At 37.0% G+C, this 21,931-nt stretch carries 22 protein-coding genes and 1 pseudogene; 14 read left to right on the forward strand and 9 right to left on the reverse strand.

All coding sequences use genetic code 11. The features are described from left to right. Nucleotides 1-23 precede the first annotated feature (23 nt). Nucleotides 24-326 (reverse strand): hypothetical protein, encoded by a 303-nt coding sequence (locus OXPF_RS12970; RefSeq protein WP_054875652.1) that lies wholly within the window; start codon nucleotides 324-326, stop codon nucleotides 24-26. 154 nt (nucleotides 327-480) lie between these two features. Between OXPF_RS12970 and OXPF_RS12975 the strand changes: the two genes are divergently transcribed. Next, complete coding sequence (locus OXPF_RS12975) at nucleotides 481-1,785, forward strand: hexokinase family protein (protein ID WP_054875653.1); 1,305 nt, start codon at nucleotides 481-483, stop codon at nucleotides 1,783-1,785. Nucleotides 1,786-1,973: 188 nt separating this feature from the next. Here the strand turns inward: OXPF_RS12975 and OXPF_RS12980 are convergent, their stop codons facing one another. Continuing rightward, the gene (locus OXPF_RS12980) at nucleotides 1,974-2,972 is read right to left on the reverse strand and encodes a 3D domain-containing protein (RefSeq protein ID WP_054875654.1); all 999 of its coding nucleotides are present in this window, start codon (nucleotides 2,970-2,972) and stop codon (nucleotides 1,974-1,976) included. A 303-nt stretch (nucleotides 2,973-3,275) separates the two neighbouring features. Here OXPF_RS12980 and OXPF_RS12985 point away from each other — a divergent pair, with 303 nt between their 5' ends. From OXPF_RS12985 to OXPF_RS13000, 4 genes are all read left to right on the forward strand, one after another. Further along, the gene (locus OXPF_RS12985) at nucleotides 3,276-4,154 is read left to right on the forward strand and encodes a hypothetical protein (RefSeq protein WP_054875655.1); all 879 of its coding nucleotides are present in this window, start codon (nucleotides 3,276-3,278) and stop codon (nucleotides 4,152-4,154) included. A gap of 156 nt (nucleotides 4,155-4,310) precedes the next feature. Then, complete coding sequence (locus OXPF_RS12990; RefSeq protein WP_054875656.1) at nucleotides 4,311-5,210, forward strand: DUF2156 domain-containing protein; 900 nt, start codon at nucleotides 4,311-4,313, stop codon at nucleotides 5,208-5,210. Nucleotides 5,211-5,220: 10 nt separating this feature from the next. Next, nucleotides 5,221-5,784, forward strand: a complete 564-nt coding sequence (locus OXPF_RS12995) for a GNAT family N-acetyltransferase (RefSeq protein ID WP_054875657.1) — start codon at nucleotides 5,221-5,223, stop codon at nucleotides 5,782-5,784. Between the two features lie 125 nt (nucleotides 5,785-5,909). Next, complete coding sequence (locus OXPF_RS13000) at nucleotides 5,910-7,160, forward strand: MFS transporter (RefSeq protein ID WP_054875658.1); 1,251 nt, start codon at nucleotides 5,910-5,912, stop codon at nucleotides 7,158-7,160. A 140-nt stretch (nucleotides 7,161-7,300) separates the two neighbouring features. Here OXPF_RS13000 and OXPF_RS13005 read toward each other — a convergent pair whose 3' ends face one another. The 7 genes from OXPF_RS13005 to OXPF_RS13035 form a co-directional block, all read right to left on the reverse strand. Beyond that, the gene (locus tag OXPF_RS13005; RefSeq protein WP_054875659.1) at nucleotides 7,301-8,128 is read right to left on the reverse strand and encodes a YihY/virulence factor BrkB family protein; all 828 of its coding nucleotides are present in this window, start codon (nucleotides 8,126-8,128) and stop codon (nucleotides 7,301-7,303) included. Between the two features lie 206 nt (nucleotides 8,129-8,334). Further along, entirely contained in the window at nucleotides 8,335-9,045 is a 711-nt protein-coding gene (locus tag OXPF_RS13010; protein WP_054875660.1) for a response regulator, read from the reverse strand. Between the two features lies 1 nt (nucleotide 9,046). Then, nucleotides 9,047-9,418 carry a response regulator gene (locus OXPF_RS13015; protein ID WP_054875661.1) on the reverse strand — a complete coding sequence of 124 codons (372 nt, stop codon included), beginning with the start codon at nucleotides 9,416-9,418 and terminating at the stop codon, nucleotides 9,047-9,049. Nucleotides 9,419-9,439: 21 nt separating this feature from the next. Continuing rightward, entirely contained in the window at nucleotides 9,440-9,922 is a 483-nt protein-coding gene (locus OXPF_RS13020) for a hypothetical protein (protein ID WP_054875662.1), read from the reverse strand. Next, the gene (locus OXPF_RS13025; RefSeq protein WP_054875663.1) at nucleotides 9,910-11,424 is read right to left on the reverse strand and encodes a TrkH family potassium uptake protein; all 1,515 of its coding nucleotides are present in this window, start codon (nucleotides 11,422-11,424) and stop codon (nucleotides 9,910-9,912) included. The genes OXPF_RS13020 and OXPF_RS13025 overlap by 13 nt, the downstream gene beginning before the upstream one ends. Nucleotides 11,425-11,552: 128 nt before the next feature. Continuing rightward, on the reverse strand, nucleotides 11,553-12,224 hold the full coding sequence (locus tag OXPF_RS13030; RefSeq protein WP_054875664.1) for a potassium channel family protein: 672 nt from the start codon (nucleotides 12,222-12,224) through the stop codon (nucleotides 11,553-11,555). 19 nt (nucleotides 12,225-12,243) lie between these two features. Next, entirely contained in the window at nucleotides 12,244-12,855 is a 612-nt protein-coding gene (locus tag OXPF_RS13035; protein WP_054875665.1) for a potassium channel family protein, read from the reverse strand. A 276-nt stretch (nucleotides 12,856-13,131) separates the two neighbouring features. On the opposite strand from OXPF_RS13035, the gene OXPF_RS13040 reads away from it, so the two are divergent. From OXPF_RS13040 to OXPF_RS13080, 9 genes and pseudogenes are all read left to right on the forward strand, one after another. Continuing rightward, complete coding sequence (locus OXPF_RS13040; protein WP_054875666.1) at nucleotides 13,132-14,361, forward strand: sensor histidine kinase; 1,230 nt, start codon at nucleotides 13,132-13,134, stop codon at nucleotides 14,359-14,361. Between the two features lie 20 nt (nucleotides 14,362-14,381). Next, on the forward strand, nucleotides 14,382-14,969 hold the full coding sequence (locus OXPF_RS13045; protein ID WP_054875667.1) for a response regulator: 588 nt from the start codon (nucleotides 14,382-14,384) through the stop codon (nucleotides 14,967-14,969). Between the two features lie 38 nt (nucleotides 14,970-15,007). Next, nucleotides 15,008-16,849 (forward strand): HAMP domain-containing sensor histidine kinase, encoded by a 1,842-nt coding sequence (locus OXPF_RS13050; protein WP_054875668.1) that lies wholly within the window; start codon nucleotides 15,008-15,010, stop codon nucleotides 16,847-16,849. Between the two features lie 185 nt (nucleotides 16,850-17,034). Further along, nucleotides 17,035-17,733, forward strand: a pseudogene (locus OXPF_RS13055) (sensor histidine kinase); the annotation flags it as partial. Nucleotides 17,734-17,839: 106 nt separating this feature from the next. Next, nucleotides 17,840-18,157 carry a hypothetical protein gene (locus tag OXPF_RS13060; protein ID WP_054875669.1) on the forward strand — a complete coding sequence of 106 codons (318 nt, stop codon included), beginning with the start codon at nucleotides 17,840-17,842 and terminating at the stop codon, nucleotides 18,155-18,157. 1 nt (nucleotide 18,158) lies between these two features. Beyond that, a complete protein-coding gene (locus tag OXPF_RS13065; RefSeq protein WP_054875670.1) occupies nucleotides 18,159-19,205 on the forward strand; it encodes a V-type ATPase subunit in 1,047 nt (348 codons plus the stop codon). A 14-nt stretch (nucleotides 19,206-19,219) separates the two neighbouring features. Continuing rightward, on the forward strand, nucleotides 19,220-21,172 hold the full coding sequence (locus tag OXPF_RS13070; RefSeq protein WP_054875671.1) for a V-type ATP synthase subunit I: 1,953 nt from the start codon (nucleotides 19,220-19,222) through the stop codon (nucleotides 21,170-21,172). 25 nt (nucleotides 21,173-21,197) lie between these two features. Continuing rightward, complete coding sequence (locus OXPF_RS13075) at nucleotides 21,198-21,617, forward strand: ATP synthase subunit C (protein WP_054875672.1); 420 nt, start codon at nucleotides 21,198-21,200, stop codon at nucleotides 21,615-21,617. Nucleotide 21,618: 1 nt separating this feature from the next. Then, complete coding sequence (locus OXPF_RS13080; protein ID WP_054875673.1) at nucleotides 21,619-21,927, forward strand: V-type ATP synthase subunit F; 309 nt, start codon at nucleotides 21,619-21,621, stop codon at nucleotides 21,925-21,927. The last annotated feature ends 4 nt before the right edge of the window (nucleotides 21,928-21,931 follow it).

The raw sequence follows: 21,931 nt of genomic DNA on the forward strand, positions 1-21,931 counted from the left end.
AAAAACGCAACAGTCCCTTCCTTTTACAGCATTATCTGGAGGTCATCAATTCTTCTTCCGGGAGAGATTAATCTCTTGAAATAGCCCGAAGCCGATAAGTTCTTAGGCTGAGAGGTGGAAAGGGATGTGGCTTCCCACCCGTGCAAACCTAGGACTCCTATGATTTTATAATAGGGATTGTAGCTATCGGCTTTTCCCTTTTTCAATGCAGGAAGCTCTTTGAATGTAACCCCTAAGGGACTGAAATAAGTTATTCTGCAAGTCCAGCTGGTGTCGGCAGAGCTGCCTATGTCAGCATAGCAGTATTCCCACTGTAAATCCTGCAAAAATGTTTCCTCCTTTAATAATTGCTCTTATTACAGTATTACGTAGCAAGGTATATAATTGATACAAAAATATGAAGGCTTTGAATAAAAAATAATATGCACCTGCTTTGTGATATTATAATTATAGAAGAATTATAATAAAATGGGTGATTAAATGAAAAAGCACCGGGAAATTGTATCACAGTTTTTAAAGAAATATTCAATGGGACATGAAAGCATTGATATGAATTTTAGCTGCAGCACCTTCATGCGGGAGATGGAACAAGGCTTAGAGGGAGAATTAAGCAGCCTTAAAATGCTGCCTTCCTATTTATCTGCCCATAAGGAAATTTTATTGGAAGAGCCGGTTATTGTATTAGATGCCGGAGGAACCAACTTCCGTTCTGCAGTTGTTCATTTTGACAAAGATAAGAAACCGGTTATTGAGAATTACAGCCTCTTTCCAATGCCGGGAGCAAAAGGCCAGGTTTCCAAAGAAGAATTTTTTGGAACAATAATTGGATACATCGGCCCTTTGCTGAACAAAAGTAAAAAAATTGGTTTTTGCTTTTCGTATCCATCAGAAATACTTCCTAATGGAGACGGAAGGCTTATACAATTTACCAAGGAAGTTAAGGTAAAGGGCTTAGAGGGTGAAGTCATAGGGGAAAATCTTTTAAAAACCATGAAAAATCAGGGCTTTACTGATTATAAGGATATAGTTTTGTTAAATGATACTGCAGCTACCCTTCTAGGAGGCAAAGCTTCATGCCTTGACAGGCAGTTTGACTCATTTATAGGTTTTATATTAGGCACCGGCACCAACACCTGTTATATTGAAGAAAACATAAATATAAAAAAGCTTGAGAATCAAATACCGGTAATTGGGTCAATGATTATAAATATAGAATCCGGAGGCTATGATAAAAACAAAAGGGGAATTATAGATGATGAGTTCGACAGAGACACAGCAAATCCAGGTGAATACCTACATGAGAAGATGATATCGGGTAGATACATAGGAGGACTTATATCCTCAGTAATAAAAAAAGGAATAAATGAAGGGTTATTTTCAAAGGAATTCAGCCAAAGCTCTGTTAAATTAAAGGAAGTTACTACCCAGGAGATGAATGAATTTTTGTATTATCCTTATGGCGATAATAGACTGGCTTGCTACGGCAATTATGAGGATAAAATTATAATATATCATATTATTGATTCCATGATGGAAAGAGCGGCAAAGCTTACAGCCATACATTTATCCTCCATAATTTTAAAAACAGGAAAGGGCAAAAATCCTTGCAGCCCTGTGTGTATTGCGGCAGAGGGCTCTTTGCTTTACAAGTCCAAGCTGTTTAAGGATAAACTGAATTATTATGTGAAGCAATTTATGAATGATGAAATGGGTATATATTGTGAATTTATAAAGGGTGAAGATGCAACTTTGACAGGTGCGGCAATTGCTGCCTTGGCCATATAAAAAAAAGTTGCTGCGCAACTTATCGAAGGTGACATATGTGCCCCTTCGCCGTAAAAATGCCAAGGTATTTTTACTGAGCACCCCCACTTTACGGCAAGGATGCCCCGTCCTTTGCAATCCTTGTTTATAAAAAAATAGAAAAGAGAACTTACCTATTTTATATAAAAAGTAGGACAACTCTAGTTGTCCTACTTTAATATATATACATTTACATATTTTAATCCCCATTTTCGAGCTTCCTGCAGCGTATTAAAATATACATCTACAAATTCCCCTTTTATGGCTGAACCTGTGTCAGCGGCTATGGCAAAACCGTAACCTTCAACAAAAAGCTTTGTTCCATAAGGAATGAGAGTAGGATCAACGGCTATGGTGCTGTAGCCTTCCGGGTCTCTTACGGCTTTTCTTCCCGATGCTGTATAAGTTTTCCCGACGCCTCTGATAGCCCAGTAAGCCGTCGCCTTTGCCTTAAAGACTTTTGAATAGGTCATAGCCTCACCGCCTCTGGATACCGGCATATAAGGATAAGTGCCTGCTACGATGATTTTATCAACTGCAGGTTCAAGAATTTCTTCACTTACAACCTCCCGGGATACCTCTGTGCCGTCTTCATATGTTATTTTGGTAGTTACCTTTTTAGTTCCGTTTTTTCCTTCTCGCTTTACCTTTCTTTCAGTGTTATTAATCCTGCTGTTATACTCTATAGTTTCTTTATATTTAATGGGCACAATTTCATCAAGAGTTTCAATATCTACCTTTATTACCGTAACTATCAGGCCTTCGGCAATTTGGATATCCTTTGAAGGCAGGACCTTATCATCCTCGTCAATTTCTATTTTTTCAGCCTGAAGCATATTTAAAATACTGTCTTCTGCAGTTTGTACTTCAATTTCTTTTCCGCCGTACAATACTTTTATATTCACGGCTTTTTTAATGTTTATTACATCCTTATCCTTTACTTTTGCATCCGGCAAAGGCTGTATCTTGTCCTTTAATCCATAAGGTATGTCATTGTCTTTTAAAGCTTTATCTACAGTATCTTCATATGTTGTTATCTCAAATTGCTCTTTGCCTATGTACACAGTAATTGTTTTTCTGTTTAAGCATATATAGGTGATTATCGAAGCTGTTATGAGAGCCGCAACTAATATGAAAACAAACAAAGCTCTTTTTTTATCAATGACCATCTTATAATTAATAATAGCTTTCCCTCCTAAAACTTAATCTTTTAACATGATAGCTTTATTCATAGACTTTGTCAAACTCCCATGATTTTTATTACATTAATATAATTCATTTTTTTAGTGAATTTTGCCTTATTACAGGGTTTGCCAATCAATATGTATTTTGCTATAATTCAAATATCATTGAATCTGTAAACAGATTCAATGATATTTGAATTAAGAAGGGTAATTTTCTAACATATAAATAAGGAGAAACAGCGCGAATATACTTATAGTAAACAGCATTCTAAGGGAGAGGAAAGCCGTATGGGAAAGTATAAAAGGCGTTTCGGTGACAGATATGATGGAAGGTTATTGAGGAGTCTGGATCCCTTTTATAAAATAATGCCCTATATAATGAAGACAAGGGTGGATTCTCAGGTATATTTTCATGATAAGTTTGATGTTACGGAAACCGAAAGCTACCTGAAGCAAAAAAGAAGCCAGGGCGTAAAGAATATAGGGTATCTCCATGTTATCATTGCAGCCATGGTGAGGTTAATTTCGCAAAAGCCGGGTGTTAATCGTTTTGTTGCCGGTCAAAAAATTTATGCAAGAAATGAAATACTTATTTCACTGGCAGTAAAAAGAAAAATGAGCGTAGACAGCCCTGAAACCACTATAAAATTCAAATTTGAGCCGGATGATACATTGTTTGACGTGGTTGAAAAAATGAATGATGCCATAGAAAAGAACAAGAAGGAAGATTCTAAGAACGATACTGATAAAACAGCAAGGATTTTCATGCTTTGTCCGGGTTTTATAGTGAAATTCTTGGTTTGGTTTTTACAAACTCTTGATTATTTTGGACTTATGCCGAAAATAATAAATGAAGTGAGTCCTTTTCATACAAGTGCTTTTGTAACTGACTTAGGGTCTCTTGGCATACAGCCCATTTATCATCACATATATGAATTCGGCACCACCTCTACATTTATAGCTTTTGGAATAAAGGGAAAAGAAAGGGTTACTGACAGGGAAAGCAATACTACGGAGAAGAAATATATCAATTTTAAAGCTGTAGGAGACGAAAGAATAGTTGATGGTTATTATTATGCAAATGCCTTTAAATTATTTAAAAAGCTGGTGGAGAACCCAATAATTCTTGAAATGCCTCCGGTTGAAGTGTTTGAAGATGTGGAATAACCTATAGTTATAATTGACTTATAAGGCTTGAAAGTACGGTAATCCCGTGCTTTTAACTTTGACGTGCGCTAGGATAAGTCGCAATCTAAGCCTATGTATCAAGGATTGATAATTTTTCATAAAATATTGTATATAGTGTAACTAAGGAGGATATTGATGATGAAGTTTAAGCCTTTAGGGCTTGAAGACCGGGAATTATTTATGAAATATATGGGGGAATATTATTTCAATACCTACGAATATTCATTTGCTACATTATACCTTTGGAGAAAAATGTGCAATGTTGAGTATGCGGTATGTAATGATATATTGATTATCAAAAAATCCATAAACAATATGGGATCATATTTCATGCAGCCCATAGGATATGATTTGAATAATCTAGAGGATATCATACTGAAACTGGATAGATTGGAAAAAGAATGCGGCGGATTTATAAATTTATTCAGAGATGTTGAACTCCCTTTCCTCCATGACATTAATCAAACTATGGGAGAAAAAATCAAATTTGTCGAGGATACGGACAATTTTGATTATATATATAACAGCAAGGACTTAATAGAATTGACGGGAAACAAATATCATGGCAAAAAAAATCACTATAACCAGTTTGTAAATAATTATGATTATGTTATAAAAGAAATAAAATCCAGGGAAGTAATACAGGACTGTATGGATTTTTCACTAGCCTGGTATGAAAGCAAGGAAGAAAAGAGCGAGCAGCTTAAATTTGAACTCTATGGCGTAAAAGATGTACTGAACAATATGGAAGAATTAAATCTGTTGGGAATGGCGGTTTATGTGGAAGGAAAAATGGCCGGCTTTACAATAGGTGAAAAAGTCAACGAAAAAATGGCCATAATCCATGTTGAAAAGGGAGATCCGGAGTATAAGGGCATTTATGCCTTTATTAACAAAGAATTTGCCGAAAGAAATTTTTCTGAGGTAGAATTTTTAAACAGGGAGGAAGACCTAGGAATAGAAGGCTTGAGAAAAGTCAAAAGTTCCTATCATCCTGTACGGCTGGAAAAGAAATATATTGTAGATTTACAGTAGGAGGCGTACCATGAGAAACTTACTTGCAGGAAAAAGAGTGAAGCTGACGGCCATCAAGGAGTTTGAGCTTGACATTGTAGAAGGCTGGTTTAATAATGTGGAATTCTTAAGATATTATGACTATCTTCCTGCTCTTCCCATGTCGCGCAATACGGTAAAAGAACTTATAGAGGGTTTTGAAAACAACGATAAATATTTATTTGCGGTAAGGTCTAATGATGACGGAAAGATAGTAGGCATAGCAGGCTTTGATGATATAATCTGGAGCAGCGGTGTTGCTACCATTTTTATCGGTATTGGCGACGATAATTATAAAGGAAAAGGAATAGGCCGGGAAGCCATAAGACTTATGCTGGATTTCGGCTTTAATGAGTTTAATTTTTATAGAATACAGTTAAATGTATTGGCTTACAATGAGCCTGCCATAAGGTTGTATGAAGGCGCCGGCTTTATAATGGAAGGTGCCTTGAGGGATTTTGTCTTGCGGGACGGAAAAAGGCATGACCTTTATATGTATGGCTTGTTAAAGCCCGAATGGATAAACAGAAACAATAATACGAATAAAAATTTATAAATTGAAAAAGTTTCCATCAGATTTCCTGTGAATAATTTACCTGTAATTAATAAATCCTTAATACTTCAATGTAAATAAATGTTATTATTGTTTATAGATATTATAAAAGAAACGAGGAATATACTATGTTCGGTAAATTTACCCGTCAGGAAAAAAGCTGGATAATGTATGATTGGGCAAACTCGGCATATTCCGCTATCGTTACGGCATCCGTTTTGCCCATATTTTTTAAAAGCATAGCTAGAAATGCGGGCGTAAGTGCCAATATGGCAGATTCCTACTGGGGATATGCCACATCAGCCGCCACCCTTATAATTGCCTTGATGGCTCCTGTTTTGGGAACCATAGGGGATTATAAAAATATGAAAATGAAAATGTTTAAAGTATTTTTAGGAGTTGGCGTGTTATCCACCGGATTCCTTGCTTTAAAAGAACACTGGGTTTATTTGCTGGTGCTTTATATGGTCAGTGTTGTAGGTTTTACAGGAGCCAATCTTTTTTATGATGCCTTTATAGTGGATGTGACCGCCGAAGACCGTATGGACCTTGTATCTACCTACGGATTTGCATTGGGATATATAGGCGGCAGCACCATTCCTTTTGTCGCTTCCATAGCTCTTATTATGTTCGGGCCTAAAATAGGGATTCCAACTTCCGTCGCCACCAGATTTTCCTTTATTATAACGGTAGTTTGGTGGATACTCTTTTCCATACCCATCCTTAAGGATGTAAAACAGTCCTACTATGTTGAAGAAGAAAAACATATAGTTATAAACAGCTTCAGGAGGATTTTTGATACCTTTAAAAACATACGCCGATACAAGCATATTTTTCTTTTCCTTCTTGCATACTTTTTCTATATTGACGGGGTAAATACCATAATCCACATGGCGTCTGTCTATGGAGACAGCGTAGGAATTGACAGCAATACACTGCTTATAGCCCTTCTTGCTACTCAGATAGTAGCTTTCCCATGCGCCATTATTTACGGAAAGCTGGCAGAAAGAGTGGGAAACAGCAAGATGATTCTGACAGGCATTATAACTTATATTATAATCTGTATCGTGGCTTACAGGATGAAAACTGTAGTTGAGTTCTGGATATTAGCAATGCTTGTAGCTACTTCTCAAGGTGGAATCCAGGCATTATCCCGATCATACTTCAGTAAAATGATACCAAAGGAAAAAGCAAACGAATTTTTCGGTTTCTATGATATATTCGGTAAATTTGCAGCCATAATGGGTCCCGCCCTATACGCTTTTTTCAGCCAGATAACCGGCCACTCCCGCTATGGTGTTTTAAGCGTCATGCTATTATTCCTGGTCGGCGGTACACTATTTATCTACAGTACCGTTAAATACCCGCATTCCTCTTGAATGTAGGATTAGGCTTATTATCAAGGTTAAAATACAATCAATTAAATTATGGGTGAAAGAATTAAATATTAGAGGTGTTTACTAGCAAAAAGTCAGGAGAACATTGCGGCCGGAAAGCTCTTTGCTATCAGAGGCTATGACTAGTTTCGGCAGTCGGGGTTGTAGAGTATGGCGTTGAGTTCGCTGCCTATGAAGATGATGATGCTGTTCCAGTAAAGCCAGATTAAAAGGGCGACGGCAGTGCCGATGCTGCCGTAGGTTCTGGAGAAATTGCTGAAATAATTTACATATAACTCAAAGGCTGCGGAGAGAATGACCCAGCCTGCGGTTGCAAGGACAGAGCCCGGCAATACCCCTTTTATTGTGAGTTTGCAGTTTGGAATGTATAGATAAAAAAATATAAAGACCAGAAGTAAAGTTAATAGTGCCATGATGTAACGCAATATATCCCAAATTATATTAAAGCTTTGGGGAATAGATAAAAAATTTAAAATATGCCTTCCCAGCACTTCTCCGAAGACCACAAGTATAATAGATAATATTAATATTAAAGATAATGCCAGAGTAAACAAGATTGACAGAGCCCGGACCATTAAGAATGGCCGGGTTTCTTTGCGCCTATAAGCTCTGTTCATTCCGTACATAAATGAAAGAACTCCTGTGGAGGCACTCCAAATTGTGCCTATTATGCCTAAAGATATAAAAGCCCTATTTCTGGTTTCCATTATATTGTTTATCAAATCCACAATGAGTCCATATACATTGCCGGGAATAAATTCGGATAAAATAGACAGCTTCTCCATATCCACCAGGTTTGTATAGCTTATTAGGGTAACCGTGAAAATGAGGAAAGGAAAAAAGGATAATATAAGATAATATGCCACTTGGGCACTTAATGCAGTTATTTCATCGGCCATAAAATTTTTGTAAAGTTTATTTAATACTGTTTTCCATTTCATAAAACACATCTGAAGTTCTCCCCATACTAATAGGATTATAGGTTTATATTGTGAATTTTATATAAAAATAAAACTAGTTTTTTACAAACATGATTTTATTTTTTTACAAATTATATTAAAGATGTTCATCGATATAATGGCCTATTTAAAGGGAAATGCTCTGTCAGATAATAATTAGCCCGGTACCCTATGTGGGCCCGGGTTAATTGTCATTACTATTTGTTAGCGTTATCTGGATCATCGGTAATAGGGTTATTTTTATAGCCTAGTTCTATACCTTCTGAAGTATATATAAACTGTGCTGTCCTTTGAAGATTTTTGTTTGCAGGTTCATAGGTGTAGTCGATACAAAGGGCCATACGGTAGTATTTCTGTGCATCATGAAGTTCGTTATTGTATTCTTCCAGCACGCCTAAAAGGTTATATACTTCAGGGCTGTTTGTATCAAAGGATAGTGACTTCATAAGATATTTTTTCCCATTTATATAGTCTTTGGATACCATACATTTTTTAGCATACTGAAGGCTGGAGAGGAAATCTTTCGTATCAGCAGGGTTCAGGTTTATTCTGTCAAGTACAATCTTGACTTCAGATCTTATGATATCGGGTGCAAAGGGTTTTTTAATATAATCGACAGCACCGAGTTTCATTGCTTCTACGGCAGACTCAATGGTACCGTAAGCCGTCATCATTATAACAGATATGTCCTTATCTATTTCCTTTAGTTTTTTCAATACTTCAATACCGCTTAACCCCGGCATCTTCATGTCAAGCAGAACTACATCATATTTATTTGCACCAAATAATTCCAGCCCTTTGATGCCGTCTTCTGTCCAATCTACCTTATATCCTTCCGATTCCAGGCATTTTGCAAGCATAATTCTTATATTTTTTTCATCATCAATAACCAGTAGGCTATTATTCATGTTATCCCTCCACAAGAGAATGTCTGATCTTATCCAATAATTCTTCAGGTGTGAAAGGTTTTATTAAATAATCCTCCACACCAAGCTCTAGAGCTTTTTTTATGTCATCCGACTGGGCCTTGGCACTCATCACAATTACGGGTATATGCTTTGTAGCCGTATCAAGCTTTAATGCTTCAGCCACAAGGTAACCGTTCATCCTTGGTATAAGTACATCGAGAAGGACCAGGTCCGGATGGGAATTAAATACAGTATCTATTGCACTTACGCCATCACTTACCGTTGTAACTTCAAATCCGTGATTTTCAAGGTACATTTTTGTTATCACGGTTATATTTCTCGAATCTTCTACGATGAGTATTTTTTTAGGCATGCCGATACCTCTTTTCATAAATCATAAATGCCTTTTATAAATAAATATTGTAAGCCCCAATGACATTACAAGAAGTGCTGAGGCAATATATTTTTTTGAAGTATTTATAACTCTAGCGTTTTTATATCCCTTTTCAAGTATTTCAAGTCTTTCGATGTGAATATCCGGCTCTCCTCCATGCTGGCTGCAGGCTCTGTTAAAGATTCCTCGGGCTCTGACAATATCACCCTTATGGCTATATGAACCTGCAATACTGATTTTTTGGCCATCTGAATAAGGGATCCACAACCCTATGGAATTATTCCCGTCAAAAACATTAATCCAGGCATAATCGCCTCTTTTCATTACGTCCCCTATGACTTCGCCGGTATAGATAACCTCTTTGCCGTCATATTCCTTGGCTTTGTCTATAAGATCATTGCTGCTTATACCTTCTGCATATGCCGAATTTGTTAATAATACATAAAACAGGACTGTCATAAGGGTATATTTTATTTTGCCCATTTCACCTTCACCTCACTGATAATAAATGCAGCCAGGGCTAATACAGACATAAATTCAAGCCTTGCTACCCACATTATTGCTATATATACCGCCTTCAGCATATCCGGCATAGAAGCTTGGGTGATACCAATGCTAAGCCCCACGTTTCCTGTCACAGATGCAGATTCAAAAGCTGAGCTTAAAAACGGGTAGCCGCTCAGCACCCCGGCTGTTGTGCCTATAGTGAATGTTATCACATAAAGTATGACTATTAACATTGCACTGCGTGTATGCCGGTCTTCCAGGGTAATATCCCTTATATGATGGAATTTTTCAATCTGCACCATAGATTCGGGAATTATCATGCGCTTTACATCCTGCATAAATGTTTTAAAAATTATACCTATTCTCAGGCCTTTAAAACCTCCTGCTGTAGAGCATGCGCTTCCGCCGATAAGCATTGCGATTATCATTGCGAGAAGTGCAATATCTCCCCATTCATTATAAAATTGCTTTGCATAAAGGGTCATAAAACCTGTGGTAGTATGGCCGGAGATGAGCTGATAAATGCCCATCCTGCACATAGATATAAAATCCGGATAAGTATTAAGCTTCATAAGCCCTAGCATAACGAGTATTGTAGTTATGATTACCGTAATGGTCATGGAAATTATTTCTATATTTTTCCGGATTTCCGCCTTCTTTCTGGTCCATACCGCATAATGAAGGGCAAAGTTGAAGGATCCTATTACAAAAAGGGCTACTGTTAGCAGCTCATATGAAAGGCTGTGGTAATACATTATGTTTTGTGACTGGGGAGCAAACCCTCCGGTACTCCAGGCAGCCATGAATACCCACATGCCATGGAGCAAAGCCCTGTCAGGCTTCAGACCTATTAACATACCGTTAATCCATAATGCTAAAGAGCCAACTATGAGATAAACGATGCTGATATACCATATTACCCTGGCAGTGCTTATGACGTTTGGGAGAATTTGTTCATCTTTGGCTTCCCCGACATACATTTTATAGGCGCCGTTGGTGCCGTTTACAAGAAAAGTAAGGGCTAATACCACCATCCCCTGTCCGCCTACATAGGTTAAAATATGCCTCCACATATTGACTCCATTGGAAACATGGTCAAGGTCCTGTATAAGAACCAGCCCTGTTGTGGTGAAGCCGCTCATTACATCAAAGCATGCATCTAAAAACGATAAATAGTTTCCGCAGAGATAATAGGGTATGGCACAGAGCATCATGCCCAAAAGCCAGGAAAGGGCTGCAACTGCCATACCATGACCCCAGCCCAGCTTTTTACCCTTTGCCGACTTGCAAAGCATGACAAGTACGTTACCGCATATTAAAGAGGAGGAACTGCCTATTACAAAGTTCAAAAATATGTCCCACTCTCCGTAAGCCAATGCTGTAACAAGAGGAACTACCTGTATAAGCCCTATGCCTAAAGTAATTTTACCGACAAAATATCCAATAATCTCGAAGTCAATAAGCTTGTTCCTGGTCAATTTAAAAACCTCCGATGTCCACTAATAAAGCAGCAATTATGCTTAGTGCAATGAGAGCAAACACATACAAAACTTCAGAGATAATTCCCAAAACGCTGTCTTTTGTTTTTTTATACATGATAGTCACCTCATTTACTGCTTAAAAGATAATCTTCAAGCTCCTTCATATTTCCGTTTTTAGAAATAGCTATTACAAGATCACCTGGCTTTATTTCTGTAAACCCATTAGGTATAATGACCTTTTCTTCCCTTATTACAGAAATTAGTATACTGTTTTCAGGAAGATGCAAGTCTTTTAACTGCCTGTCAACGGCATGAAAGTCAGAAGGTATCTTAATTTCATTTATTGATATCTTACTGTTCTTTACAGTAATTAAAGTCCTTATTCCGGAAATATCCACTTCCCTTTCTATGATATCCGCGATATGCCTGGTACTGCTGACTGCAGAGTCCACTCCAAACTGCTCAAAAATATTTATGTTTTTAGGGTTGTTCACCCTTGCAATGGTCTTTTTGATACCGAACCTCTGTTTAGCCAGCTGGCAGGCTATAAGATTATCCTGGTCCCGCCCGGTCACAGCGATTAATGCGTCTGCCCTTTCTATATCTGCATCTATAAGAAAGTTTATATCGGTACCGTCGCCGTTAATAACTGAGATCCCAAGCGGATTTAAGTCATTTACTATTTTCATGCATAACTCTTTATTGTCTTCAATCATTATTATCCTGTGTTTGGTGGTGCATAAGGTTTTAGCAAGATGATACCCCACCTTACCTCCTCCTACAATGACTATATACATATTTCTCTCACCTTCCTGCCTATAGATATTCCGCCACCACCATGGTATCTCCATCGTCCACTTTTAGATTAGGTGTGGCAAATATAAATTCATTGCCTTTAATAACACCGAATATAAATGAATTATAGTTTGGTACAATGCTTTTAATGAACTTTCCTATGAACTTTTTATCTGGAGCGGTATATCTAAGGCTTACATCCTTATTTCCAAAAGATTGCCATATTGAGCTGCTGCTTTGACTGATTATATTTTTAACCTGGGCTACCACCAAGTTTGTCGGACAAATTGTGGTAAATCCCATCTGCTGGAAAACAAGGCTTCTTTCCGGGTCATAAACTCTCGTGATGGCCCTTGGTACATTGAAAATATCCCTGGCAATTTGGGAGACCACGACGTTCATATTATCATCAGGAGTTACTGCAGCCAGAACATTTGCCCTTTCGATACCTGCAGACCTTAAAATATCTTCATCAAGGGGTACTCCGGAAATTGTTATTCCATTGAAGCCGGAACCCAATTGATCAAAATTTTCCGGATTACTGTCTATTACTACCACATCATGGCCTTCTTCAGATAAAGCCTTGGCTAAATTAGAGCCGACTTTATTGCATCCTATAACGATTATATGCATCTCATCACTTCCCTTCCGTGGCAAAACTCTGAATTATGATACAGGGTTTTCTCATAGCCTAATTATAATCCCGGAATTTATAATTACTGAAATGTTGGCAAAACGGTGTTTGAAAAAAATCCTGTGTATTTTAAACTACCAGGGAAAACTAACTATCTAATTCGCACGGGTTTCTCTTATTTTTAAGGTTTACTATCGGTATGGCTGCGTGACTTTATATAATTGCCCTTATATACTTTTAATTAGATATAACATTCTAATAGGGTGAGATGATTTATGGTTAAAAAAATAAGAAAATTTAACGTACCATATACCTTGATCATATTTTTGTGTATAACCGCCGGAGGTGTGTCGGGGGTTTCATTATACAGGTTTAACCGGGTTTTATATCCTATTGTGCTGGCCATTTTTTCAGGAGCCGCTGGAAGCTTTATTATAAAGCTGCAGCAGATTAAAGAAAAACTAGCTGAAGGGATGAGATGTGAAAAAAATAAATTAAAGGATATTATAAATACCATGACAGATCCTGTAATAATGCTGGATGCTGATTATGAAATTAAGATTTTAAATAATACATGTGAAAGCTTATTAGGTATAAAGGAAATCAGTGTACTAAATAAGCATTTTATGGATATTGTGAAGGATGAGAATTTGTTTGGGTACATTTTATATTCATGCTCTTTGCATCAAAATACAGAACCAAAGGTTATATGCATTAATTCCGGGGGAAAGGATAGCTATTATAATGTACTGGTCAAGCCTATAGGAGACGATATCATAATAATACTCCGGAATTTGACGCACTTAAAAGAAATTGAAAAAATAAAATCAAATCTTATATCAATAATTTCCGATGAGTTCAGAACGCCTTTAACATCGTTGATGATAGGAATAAGTATGTTTACAAATGAAAATATAGGATATTTAGGCGAAAGGCAGAAGAAGATAATTGAGATAATTCAGGAGGACATAGAAGCATTATCAGATTTGATAGAGAAGCTTATCCAAAAATCAACGATAGAACTTAATAAATATGCTTTTGCCATGCAGCAGTGTAATATTGCCAGTATTATTGAAGAGTGCGTAAATAACCTGAATGAGGAAGCAAAAGATAGCGGTATTAGTCTGGCATATAACGCGGAACTCAATTTACCGGAAATAAATGCGGATTGCGGTCAGGTTGTATTGGTAATTAACAGTCTGTTGAAAAACACCTTAATGTATGCAAGATCCGGAGAAAGTATTACTATCAGTGCCTTTTTAGCATCAAAAAATATATGTATTAGCATAAAGGGTTCAGGAGAGGGAATACCGGCCGAATATTATGAAAGCTTATTTGAGAAACTTGCAGACATTAAAGATAATAGCTTTAAAATTCATAGTATGGGGTTGGAGATGGCAGCCGTGAGGGAAATAATTGAAGCTCACGGGGGAGAGATATGGTATGATAGCAAGCCGGATTTCGAGAATGTATTGACGTTTACACTGCCTATTCACTATCGTTAATACTATCCAAGGAGGTAATCATGGGTAAGAGGGTTTTGATAGTAGATGATATAAAGAATATAAGAAAGTTGTTGTCCACATGTCTTGAAGTTGAAGGATATGAAGTTATAACTGCAGTAGATGGGCAGCAGGCAATAGAAATGATTGAAAGAGAAAATATTGATTTGATATTTTTAGATATAAAGATGCCTGAGATAAGCGGAACCGAGGTTTTGAAGAAAATAAGAGCAATGAATAAGAATATGCCTGTAATAATAATGACTGCCTTCGCAACTGTAAAAAACGCAGTGGAATGTACGAAACTGGGGGCGGTGGCATATCTTCAAAAGCCCTTCAGCGCCGATAAGGTCAGGACGATGCTGGATGAAATGCAAAATGGCGGGGATAGGGATTGCTGCGATATTGAAGATTACATTAAGAAAGTAAAAAATTTAATTTCAAGGGATGATTATGAAGAAGGGTTCAGGCTTTTAAAAAAGGCATTATCCATTGACCCTTCAAGAAGCGAAATATACTACCTTTTAGGGAAAGTATACGAGAACAGAGGAGATAATGATAAAGCATTGAAGTTTTTTAATACTGCCAGACAATTTGATAATGGCAAATAAATGATTTATTGCACTGCCGGTTTATAGGAGGTCTTTTTATGCCAGTCCGCGGCTTAAAAGCCAAGATGTTCAGTGTATATATAATACTTATATTACTGCTTTTCGGAATAAGTATATATTTTATTATAGCTCTTTTTAATCTTGGCAGAAGTATAAACAGTTTAATGGAGGCAAACTATAAAAGCATAATTGCAGCCAGGAATATGGTCGAAACTCTGGATGAAGGACATATGACAGTATATTCTTATATAATTGATAGCTCATCTAAAACTTTAGAAAGATTTGAAAATAGCTATGAAAACTTCACCGCATCATATCTTAAGGCAGCCACAAACATTACTGAAGCAGGAGAAAGTGAAATAGTAAAGGAAATTGACTTATCCTTAAAGGAATACTATAACTCCGTACGGCAGCTTCAGGATTTTAGAATGGGGCACAGTATACCGGAGACCATGGAGTTTTATAACGGGTCTGTGGGACAGCATTTTATTGAGACAAAAAATTATTGTAAACAGCTTTTAGAGATTAATGAAGAGGCTATGTTTGCAGGTAAAAGCAAGGCAAGTGAGAATGCTGACCGCTCCATATGGGTAAGTGCCATGATTTCCATTATTATGGTTATCTTAGGCCTTGCATTGTTGTTTTATTTGCTGTCCAGAATATTTATTCCTATACAGCAGTTAACGGATTCAGTCAAACTAATTAAAGAGGGCAGCCTTCCTCATAAAATAAAAATAAATGGCGATGATGAAATAGGGAAGCTCGCATCGGAATTTAACAACATGACTGACAGGCTCCGGCACTTTGAGGAGCTGAATTTTGAAAAACTGGTCAGCGAAAAGAACAAGTCACTGGCTATTGTAAACAGTATTTCCGATCCTATAATTGTTACGGATAATGATTATAAAATAATACTTATAAACCCTGAATGTGAATCGGTATTCTCAATAAGCCAAAACGATGCAGCGGGAAGGCATCTGCTTGAAGTAATCAACAATAAAGCTATTTTCAACTCTGTTTACGAAACCTTAAAAGGTGTCCCTAAAAATAATAGAAGTCATCAGGACGTTATTTTATTAGAGATACGTGGGAAGGTTATATATTATGATATAACAGTAGCTCCCATACTCGGTAAAGACAACAAGATAAATGGTGCAGTTGCTATACTTCAGGATATAACTCATCTTAAAGAGGTAGAAAGGTTAAAGTCTGATTTTGTTTCTACTGTGTCCCATGAGTTCAGGACCCCATTGACATCAATAAGCATGGGTGCGGGTATGCTGCTTGATGGTACTGCAGGAAAGATAAGCGAAAATCAGAGGGAAATCATCTCTGTTATACAAGAAGAAGAGCAGAGGCTTGCCAAACTGGTAAGTGATTTGCTTGATCTATCCAGGATCGAATCGGGGAAAATGACTGTAAATATAAAGCCCTCTTCTATTGAAGATATTATCAAACCGACGATAAAATCGTTATCGGAGCAGGCCGGTTCTAAGAATATTTATTTAGAATATTATATAGATGAAAAACTCCCCATGGCCAAGGCCGACCCCGATAAAATAAAAGTGGTATTGACAAATTTAATAGGCAATGCTATAAAATTTACGCCTCAAGGAGGGAAAATAGAGGTATTTACCCATTGCATGAACAATCGGATGTATATTTCTGTTAAAGATAATGGAACAGGAATACCAAGGGAATTTCATGACAGGATATTTCAGGAATTTTTCCAGGGAAGGCAGGGGGCGGAAAGCGGTGCCGGTACAGGTCTTGGCCTTGCTATTGCCAGGAAAATTGTTGAAATTCACGGCGGCGATATATGGGTAGATAGTGAAGCGGGGAAGGGCAGCACATTTACATTTACATTAAAAACAGTTTGATTAGATAATATAAATTCAAAACAGATAATTTGAAAAGGGCAGATAGCTAAGTGAGGAATACATCCGCCTAGTATAGTATAAACTCAATGCATTCAAAGATCTCCATGGGAGCTTGTTCAGGTGTTTCAAAATCAGCATCTTGAATAAGCTCTCTTTTTAATGGCCTTTAATAGGGTTCTTAACGAAATCTTTATATGGGCAATTCCTTCGATTTACGGACGCCTTTAACGGGCATTTTAGGTGCAAGCTCCGCAATACTTGAAAATGGAGATTCACTGGATAAAGAGACCCACATCAAACTTGCTTCAGATATAAAGAAGGATTCACAATGGCTTATAAGGATGGTTGAAAATCTTTTATCTGTGACACGGATTAATGAAGGTACGATGAATGTAAAGAAGACACCGGAAGCGGCGGAAGAAGTAGTCGCCGAGGCAATCAGTATAACTAGGAAGAGATTTAAAGAACGTAAAATAAATGTAAAAGTTCCGGATGAACTTTTACTTATTCCAATGGACGGAACATTAATTGAGCAAGTAATTATTAATCTTATGGAGAATGCGATCAAGCACTCAGGAGAAAATACAACAATTGATGTAAATGTGAAAAAAGAAAATAATTTTGCAGTGTTTGAAGTAAGCGATAACGGTGAAGGAATTTCGGAGAATGATTTTCCCTATTTATTTGAAAGCTATGTTCCAAACGGTAAAAAAAGCTCAGATTCCTCACGTGGTATGGGTATTGGGCTGTCTATATGTATGTCGATTATTAAAGCACATAACGGTAAAATAGAAGCGGCCAATAAAAAAGAAGGCGGTGCAATCTTCAAGTTTACATTACCCCTTGAGGGAGGTGAAAGAAATTGTTTTTTTAATGCACATTAGTTTTTGCCTATATACATTAAAATTTCAATCAGACGTTAAAACTCGAATACAAAGCTCATTTTTGATTCATATTATAATCAATATCTTTGTGTGAGAGGTGTTTAAATTGGATGCAATCATAAGGCATATAATCGATATTGATAGCAGAGCCAGCATCATATTGACGGGAACTGAAGAGAGGATTAATGAAGCTCAAAGGGAAGCAAAAGAAACGATAGAAAAAATGAAAAAGGATGTATTAACGGAGGCTGAGCTAAAATCCAGAGAGTTGTATGATTCTGCACTGGAAGAAGCACAAAGGTCGGCAGAGGTAATAAAGGAAGAATCAAAAAAAGAAGTGCAGCACATTGAAGAGAAGTTTGCCGTAATACGTGAGTCCCTCGAAGAAAAAATATTTATACAGATTATAGAAGGGAACATATAAAGTGAATAAATTTATTCATTACGAGGCGGTAAATACAAAAATAAGGGCTTTAGAGAGCAGATTTTTAAAGGAAGAGGATTTTAATAACCTTCTTAATAAAAAAGGCATAAATGAGATAGCTGCTTATCTTAAAAATGAAACTCATTATAAGTCTGTTCTTCATGATATTGACGAAAATAAAATACACAGAGGAGAACTGGAGATATTAATAAGAAAGGACCATGTAAAGCAAATAGGAAAACTCATCTTTTATTTTAATAACAATTATAAAAAATTCTTCAGGTATGTCTTTTTGAAAAGGGAGATAGAAGATTTAAAAAAAGTATTGAGAAGCATTAAAAACGGCAAGATATCCTCTTTAAACAGAGAATCCTTTGCCCATTTAGGGCAGTTTTCCGGTATAAGGGTAGATTCTCTTCTCTCTTCAAAAACAATAGATGATTTTATCCTAAGTTTAAAAGGCACCGAATATTACAGTTATCTTTTGCCTTTAGAGGAGGAAAAGGGAGAAAAGAATATCTTTTTAGGTGAAATGGTACTGGATTTGGCTTACTTTGATATATTCTATAAAACTCTTGAAAGCCTTAATAAAAACGATAAAAAAATAATTGACGAGCTTCAGGGTACCAGTGTGGATCTGCTCAATATACAGTGGATATACAGGGGCATAAATTACTATAACATGCCAAGAGAGCTTTTGTTTAATTATACGATACCCCATGGACATATTTTGAGCGTGAGGGATATTAAAGAACTTTGCTATTGTACCGGCTTAAAGGAATTTGAGGATAAAATTCTCAATACAAAATACAATTTTCTCTTTGATAATGAGAATACTAAGAATATGTTTATGGAAAGAAGGAGCTTAAGGTATCAGTATTACATAGTAAAAAAGCTTAAAAAAAGACACAGGATGGATATACTTGAGGCCATTGCCTTTGATGTGCTCCTGGAGTTTGAAATAAGGGACATCATAACCGTTATTGAAAGCATAAGGTATGACATGCCTCTTGATGAAGCTAAAAAATTCCTGGTTAGAAAACTGTAGATGGAGTGGATAATGTGGCTGTTGAGAAAATGGAGATGGTAAGCGCCATAGGGCGTATCCATGATATAAAAATTGTTGCGGAGGAAATGGTTAAGTGCGGATGCATACATGTTGTAGATGCCATGGAAGATATAAAGCTCCATGCCGGTGAAGAGTACAAACATGTGGAGGAAATCATAAAAAGATTTGAAGGTGAAAAGGGGCAGCAGAAAATACGGGATATGCTTTACCGAACCATGGATGCCCTTGATATGGATACAACCGATATCAAAAGCCATAAAATCGGTGATATTGATATAGAGAAAATTAAGGATAAACTGACTTCCGTTTTCAAAGAGGCTTTGAAGTTAAGAAACATGCTGGACAAAAGCCAGGCCGATCTTGTGCGGATCAAAGAATTTAAATCAAAGGCTCAGAATATCAAAGGCCTTAATTTTACATTATCTGAACTGAGAAAGCTGAAATTTTTCAGTTTTAAAATAGGAAGGCTGAGCCGCCATTATTATGTAAAGCTTAAGGAAAATGTAGAGAACATTCCTTCGATTGTATACAGAATAAGTTCCAATAAAAATTACGTAACAATCATATGCTTTACTCCCCCTTCTTCAATAAATGAATCTGAAGTTATATTTAAATCCTTAGGCTTTGAAGAAATAGCCATACCTGAAATTATAAAGGATACACCGGATAATGCAGTTGTAAAGTTTGATAAGCTAATAAAAGAGAGAATCAAAAAAATAGAAAGGATTAAAAAGGATATAGAAGCATTGAGGGAAGAAAACAAGGACTTTCTTTTTACAGGGTTAAACGTTATGGATAAGTATCAAAAATCCCTGATGTTAACTGATAATGCTGTGAATACAGAACAGGTATTTTGCCTTTCGGGATGGATACCACGAAGCTGCAAAGAGGTTTTTTTAGAAAGAATAAAGCCTGTGGAAGATAAATTTGTCATGTCCTTCAGGGAGGATAATAAGGTAAAGATGGGGAAGCCGCCTACGGTTTTAAGCAACAATATATTAGTAAGGCCTTTTGAGTATATCGTAACCATGTATGGGACCCCCGAATACAGAGAAGTAGATCCTACACCATTTGTGGCTGTGAGTTACATGATAATGTTTGGTGCCATGTTCGGGGATGTAGGGCAGGGGTTTTTACTTTTCTTAGGCGGTTTATACCTTGCCGTTTTCAAAAAGTCAAAGGATTTTGGAGGCATATTGGAAAGAATTGGCATAAGCTCCTGCATATTTGGCCTTTTATACGGAAGTGTCTTTGGGAATGAAGAAGTGATTAAACCCATTCTATTTTATCCAATGGAAAACATCAATACAATGCTTTTAGGGAGCGTTATATTGGGAATAGTATTATCCTTTATAAGCTATGCAGCAAATTTTATTAACTGTGCCAGGGCTAAGGACATTGAAGAAGGTATATTCGGCAGGGAAGGCTTTGTGTCCTTGATGTTTTTAAGTATCATACTTCTATCAGCCTATAGCTTTTTTCAATACGGTAAATATTTATTGCCGCTGGGTGCAACAAGTGCAATTTTATTTATATTTTTGCTTCTTATTATAATGAAAGAGCCTATTGCAAGGCTTATAGAAAGAAAAAGGCCGCTGTACGAAGGAAACAAAGGAGACTATTATGTTGAGAGCATATTTGGCGTTATTGAGACTTTGCTTGGAATGCTGAGCAAAACCATATCCTTTGTAAGGATAGGAGCCTTTGCTTTAAATCATGCAGGTTTGTTTGTGGCATTTAAGACGGTGGCGGATATGACAAGGAACGGCACGGCAGGTTTTTTCGTCCTGGTGCTGGGGAATATCATAATAATATGCCTTGAAGGGCTGGTAGTATTTATACAGGGTTTGAGGCTTGAATACTATGAACTTTTCAGCAGGTTTTACAAGGGTGACGGTGTTGAATATCGCCCGGTTAGCTTAAAGTATAAAGAAGATACACTATGATGCACAAAATAAAGGAGGTTTTTAAATGTATATCATACTTGTTTTAATGGGTATTGTTATCACGGCAACAATCAGTACAGGAATAATGATGAGGTATAAAGAATTTGTAAGCAAGGAATATAAATGCAAAAGCTATATATTGTATAATCTTTTTTCCTTTACACCCCTTATGGTGGCGGCTGTCACATTCATGATTCCCCGGGTGGCTCATGCCGCAGACGGCAGCATGGGGGATTCGGGGTTGGGCTTTATCGCGGCTGCATTATCAACAGGCTTTGCTACATTGGGCACTGGCATTGCAGTAGGTTCTGTAGGCTCATCGGCACTGGGGGCGGTATCGGAAGATCCCAGGCTTTTAGGCAGGTCCCTTATTTACGTTGGCCTGGCAGAAGGAATAGCCATATACGGCCTTATAGTATCCATACTTATATTGGGAAGGCTTTAATATGAGAGCATATCTTATAAGCGACAACGTAGAAACATGGGTAGGCATGAGGTTGGCGGGAATAGAAGGCACCGTCCTTTATGAAAAAGAAGATATACTTGAAAAAATTAAAAAAATTTCAAGTGAAAAGGATGTCGGCATAATACTTATTACCGAAACGGCAGCATCATTGGCACGTAAAGAAGTAGATGATCTAAAAATTGAAATGATCCTGCCCCTTATTGCTGAGATTCCCGACAGGCACGGTACAAATCGGGAAAAGGACAGGATAACGGGTTACATAAAAGAATCCATCGGCATAAAAATATGAGGTG

This window comes from Oxobacter pfennigii (assembly GCF_001317355.1).
GTDB lineage: Bacteria > Bacillota > Clostridia > Clostridiales > Oxobacteraceae > Oxobacter > Oxobacter pfennigii.

Excerpts from the sequence above, each read along its gene's own strand:
- OXPF_RS12975 (WP_054875653.1), top strand. The coding sequence starts at position 481 with ATGAAAAAGCACCGGGAAATTGTATCACAGTTTTTAAAGAAATATTCA.
- OXPF_RS12980 (WP_054875654.1), bottom strand. The coding sequence starts at position 2,972 with ATGGTCATTGATAAAAAAAGAGCTTTGTTTGTTTTCATATTAGTTGCG.
- OXPF_RS12985 (WP_054875655.1), top strand. The coding sequence starts at position 3,276 with ATGGGAAAGTATAAAAGGCGTTTCGGTGACAGATATGATGGAAGGTTA.
- OXPF_RS12990 (WP_054875656.1), top strand. The coding sequence starts at position 4,311 with ATGATGAAGTTTAAGCCTTTAGGGCTTGAAGACCGGGAATTATTTATG.
- OXPF_RS12995 (WP_054875657.1), top strand. The coding sequence starts at position 5,221 with ATGAGAAACTTACTTGCAGGAAAAAGAGTGAAGCTGACGGCCATCAAG.
- OXPF_RS13000 (WP_054875658.1), top strand. The coding sequence starts at position 5,910 with ATGTTCGGTAAATTTACCCGTCAGGAAAAAAGCTGGATAATGTATGAT.
- OXPF_RS13005 (WP_054875659.1), bottom strand. The coding sequence starts at position 8,128 with ATGTGTTTTATGAAATGGAAAACAGTATTAAATAAACTTTACAAAAAT.
- OXPF_RS13010 (WP_054875660.1), bottom strand. The coding sequence starts at position 9,045 with ATGAATAATAGCCTACTGGTTATTGATGATGAAAAAAATATAAGAATT.
- OXPF_RS13015 (WP_054875661.1), bottom strand. The coding sequence starts at position 9,418 with ATGCCTAAAAAAATACTCATCGTAGAAGATTCGAGAAATATAACCGTG.
- OXPF_RS13020 (WP_054875662.1), bottom strand. The coding sequence starts at position 9,922 with ATGGGCAAAATAAAATATACCCTTATGACAGTCCTGTTTTATGTATTA.
- OXPF_RS13030 (WP_054875664.1), bottom strand. The coding sequence starts at position 12,224 with ATGTATATAGTCATTGTAGGAGGAGGTAAGGTGGGGTATCATCTTGCT.
- OXPF_RS13035 (WP_054875665.1), bottom strand. The coding sequence starts at position 12,855 with ATGCATATAATCGTTATAGGATGCAATAAAGTCGGCTCTAATTTAGCC.
- OXPF_RS13040 (WP_054875666.1), top strand. The coding sequence starts at position 13,132 with ATGGTTAAAAAAATAAGAAAATTTAACGTACCATATACCTTGATCATA.
- OXPF_RS13045 (WP_054875667.1), top strand. The coding sequence starts at position 14,382 with ATGGGTAAGAGGGTTTTGATAGTAGATGATATAAAGAATATAAGAAAG.
- OXPF_RS13050 (WP_054875668.1), top strand. The coding sequence starts at position 15,008 with ATGCCAGTCCGCGGCTTAAAAGCCAAGATGTTCAGTGTATATATAATA.
- OXPF_RS13075 (WP_054875672.1), top strand. The coding sequence starts at position 21,198 with ATGTATATCATACTTGTTTTAATGGGTATTGTTATCACGGCAACAATC.
- OXPF_RS13080 (WP_054875673.1), top strand. The coding sequence starts at position 21,619 with ATGAGAGCATATCTTATAAGCGACAACGTAGAAACATGGGTAGGCATG.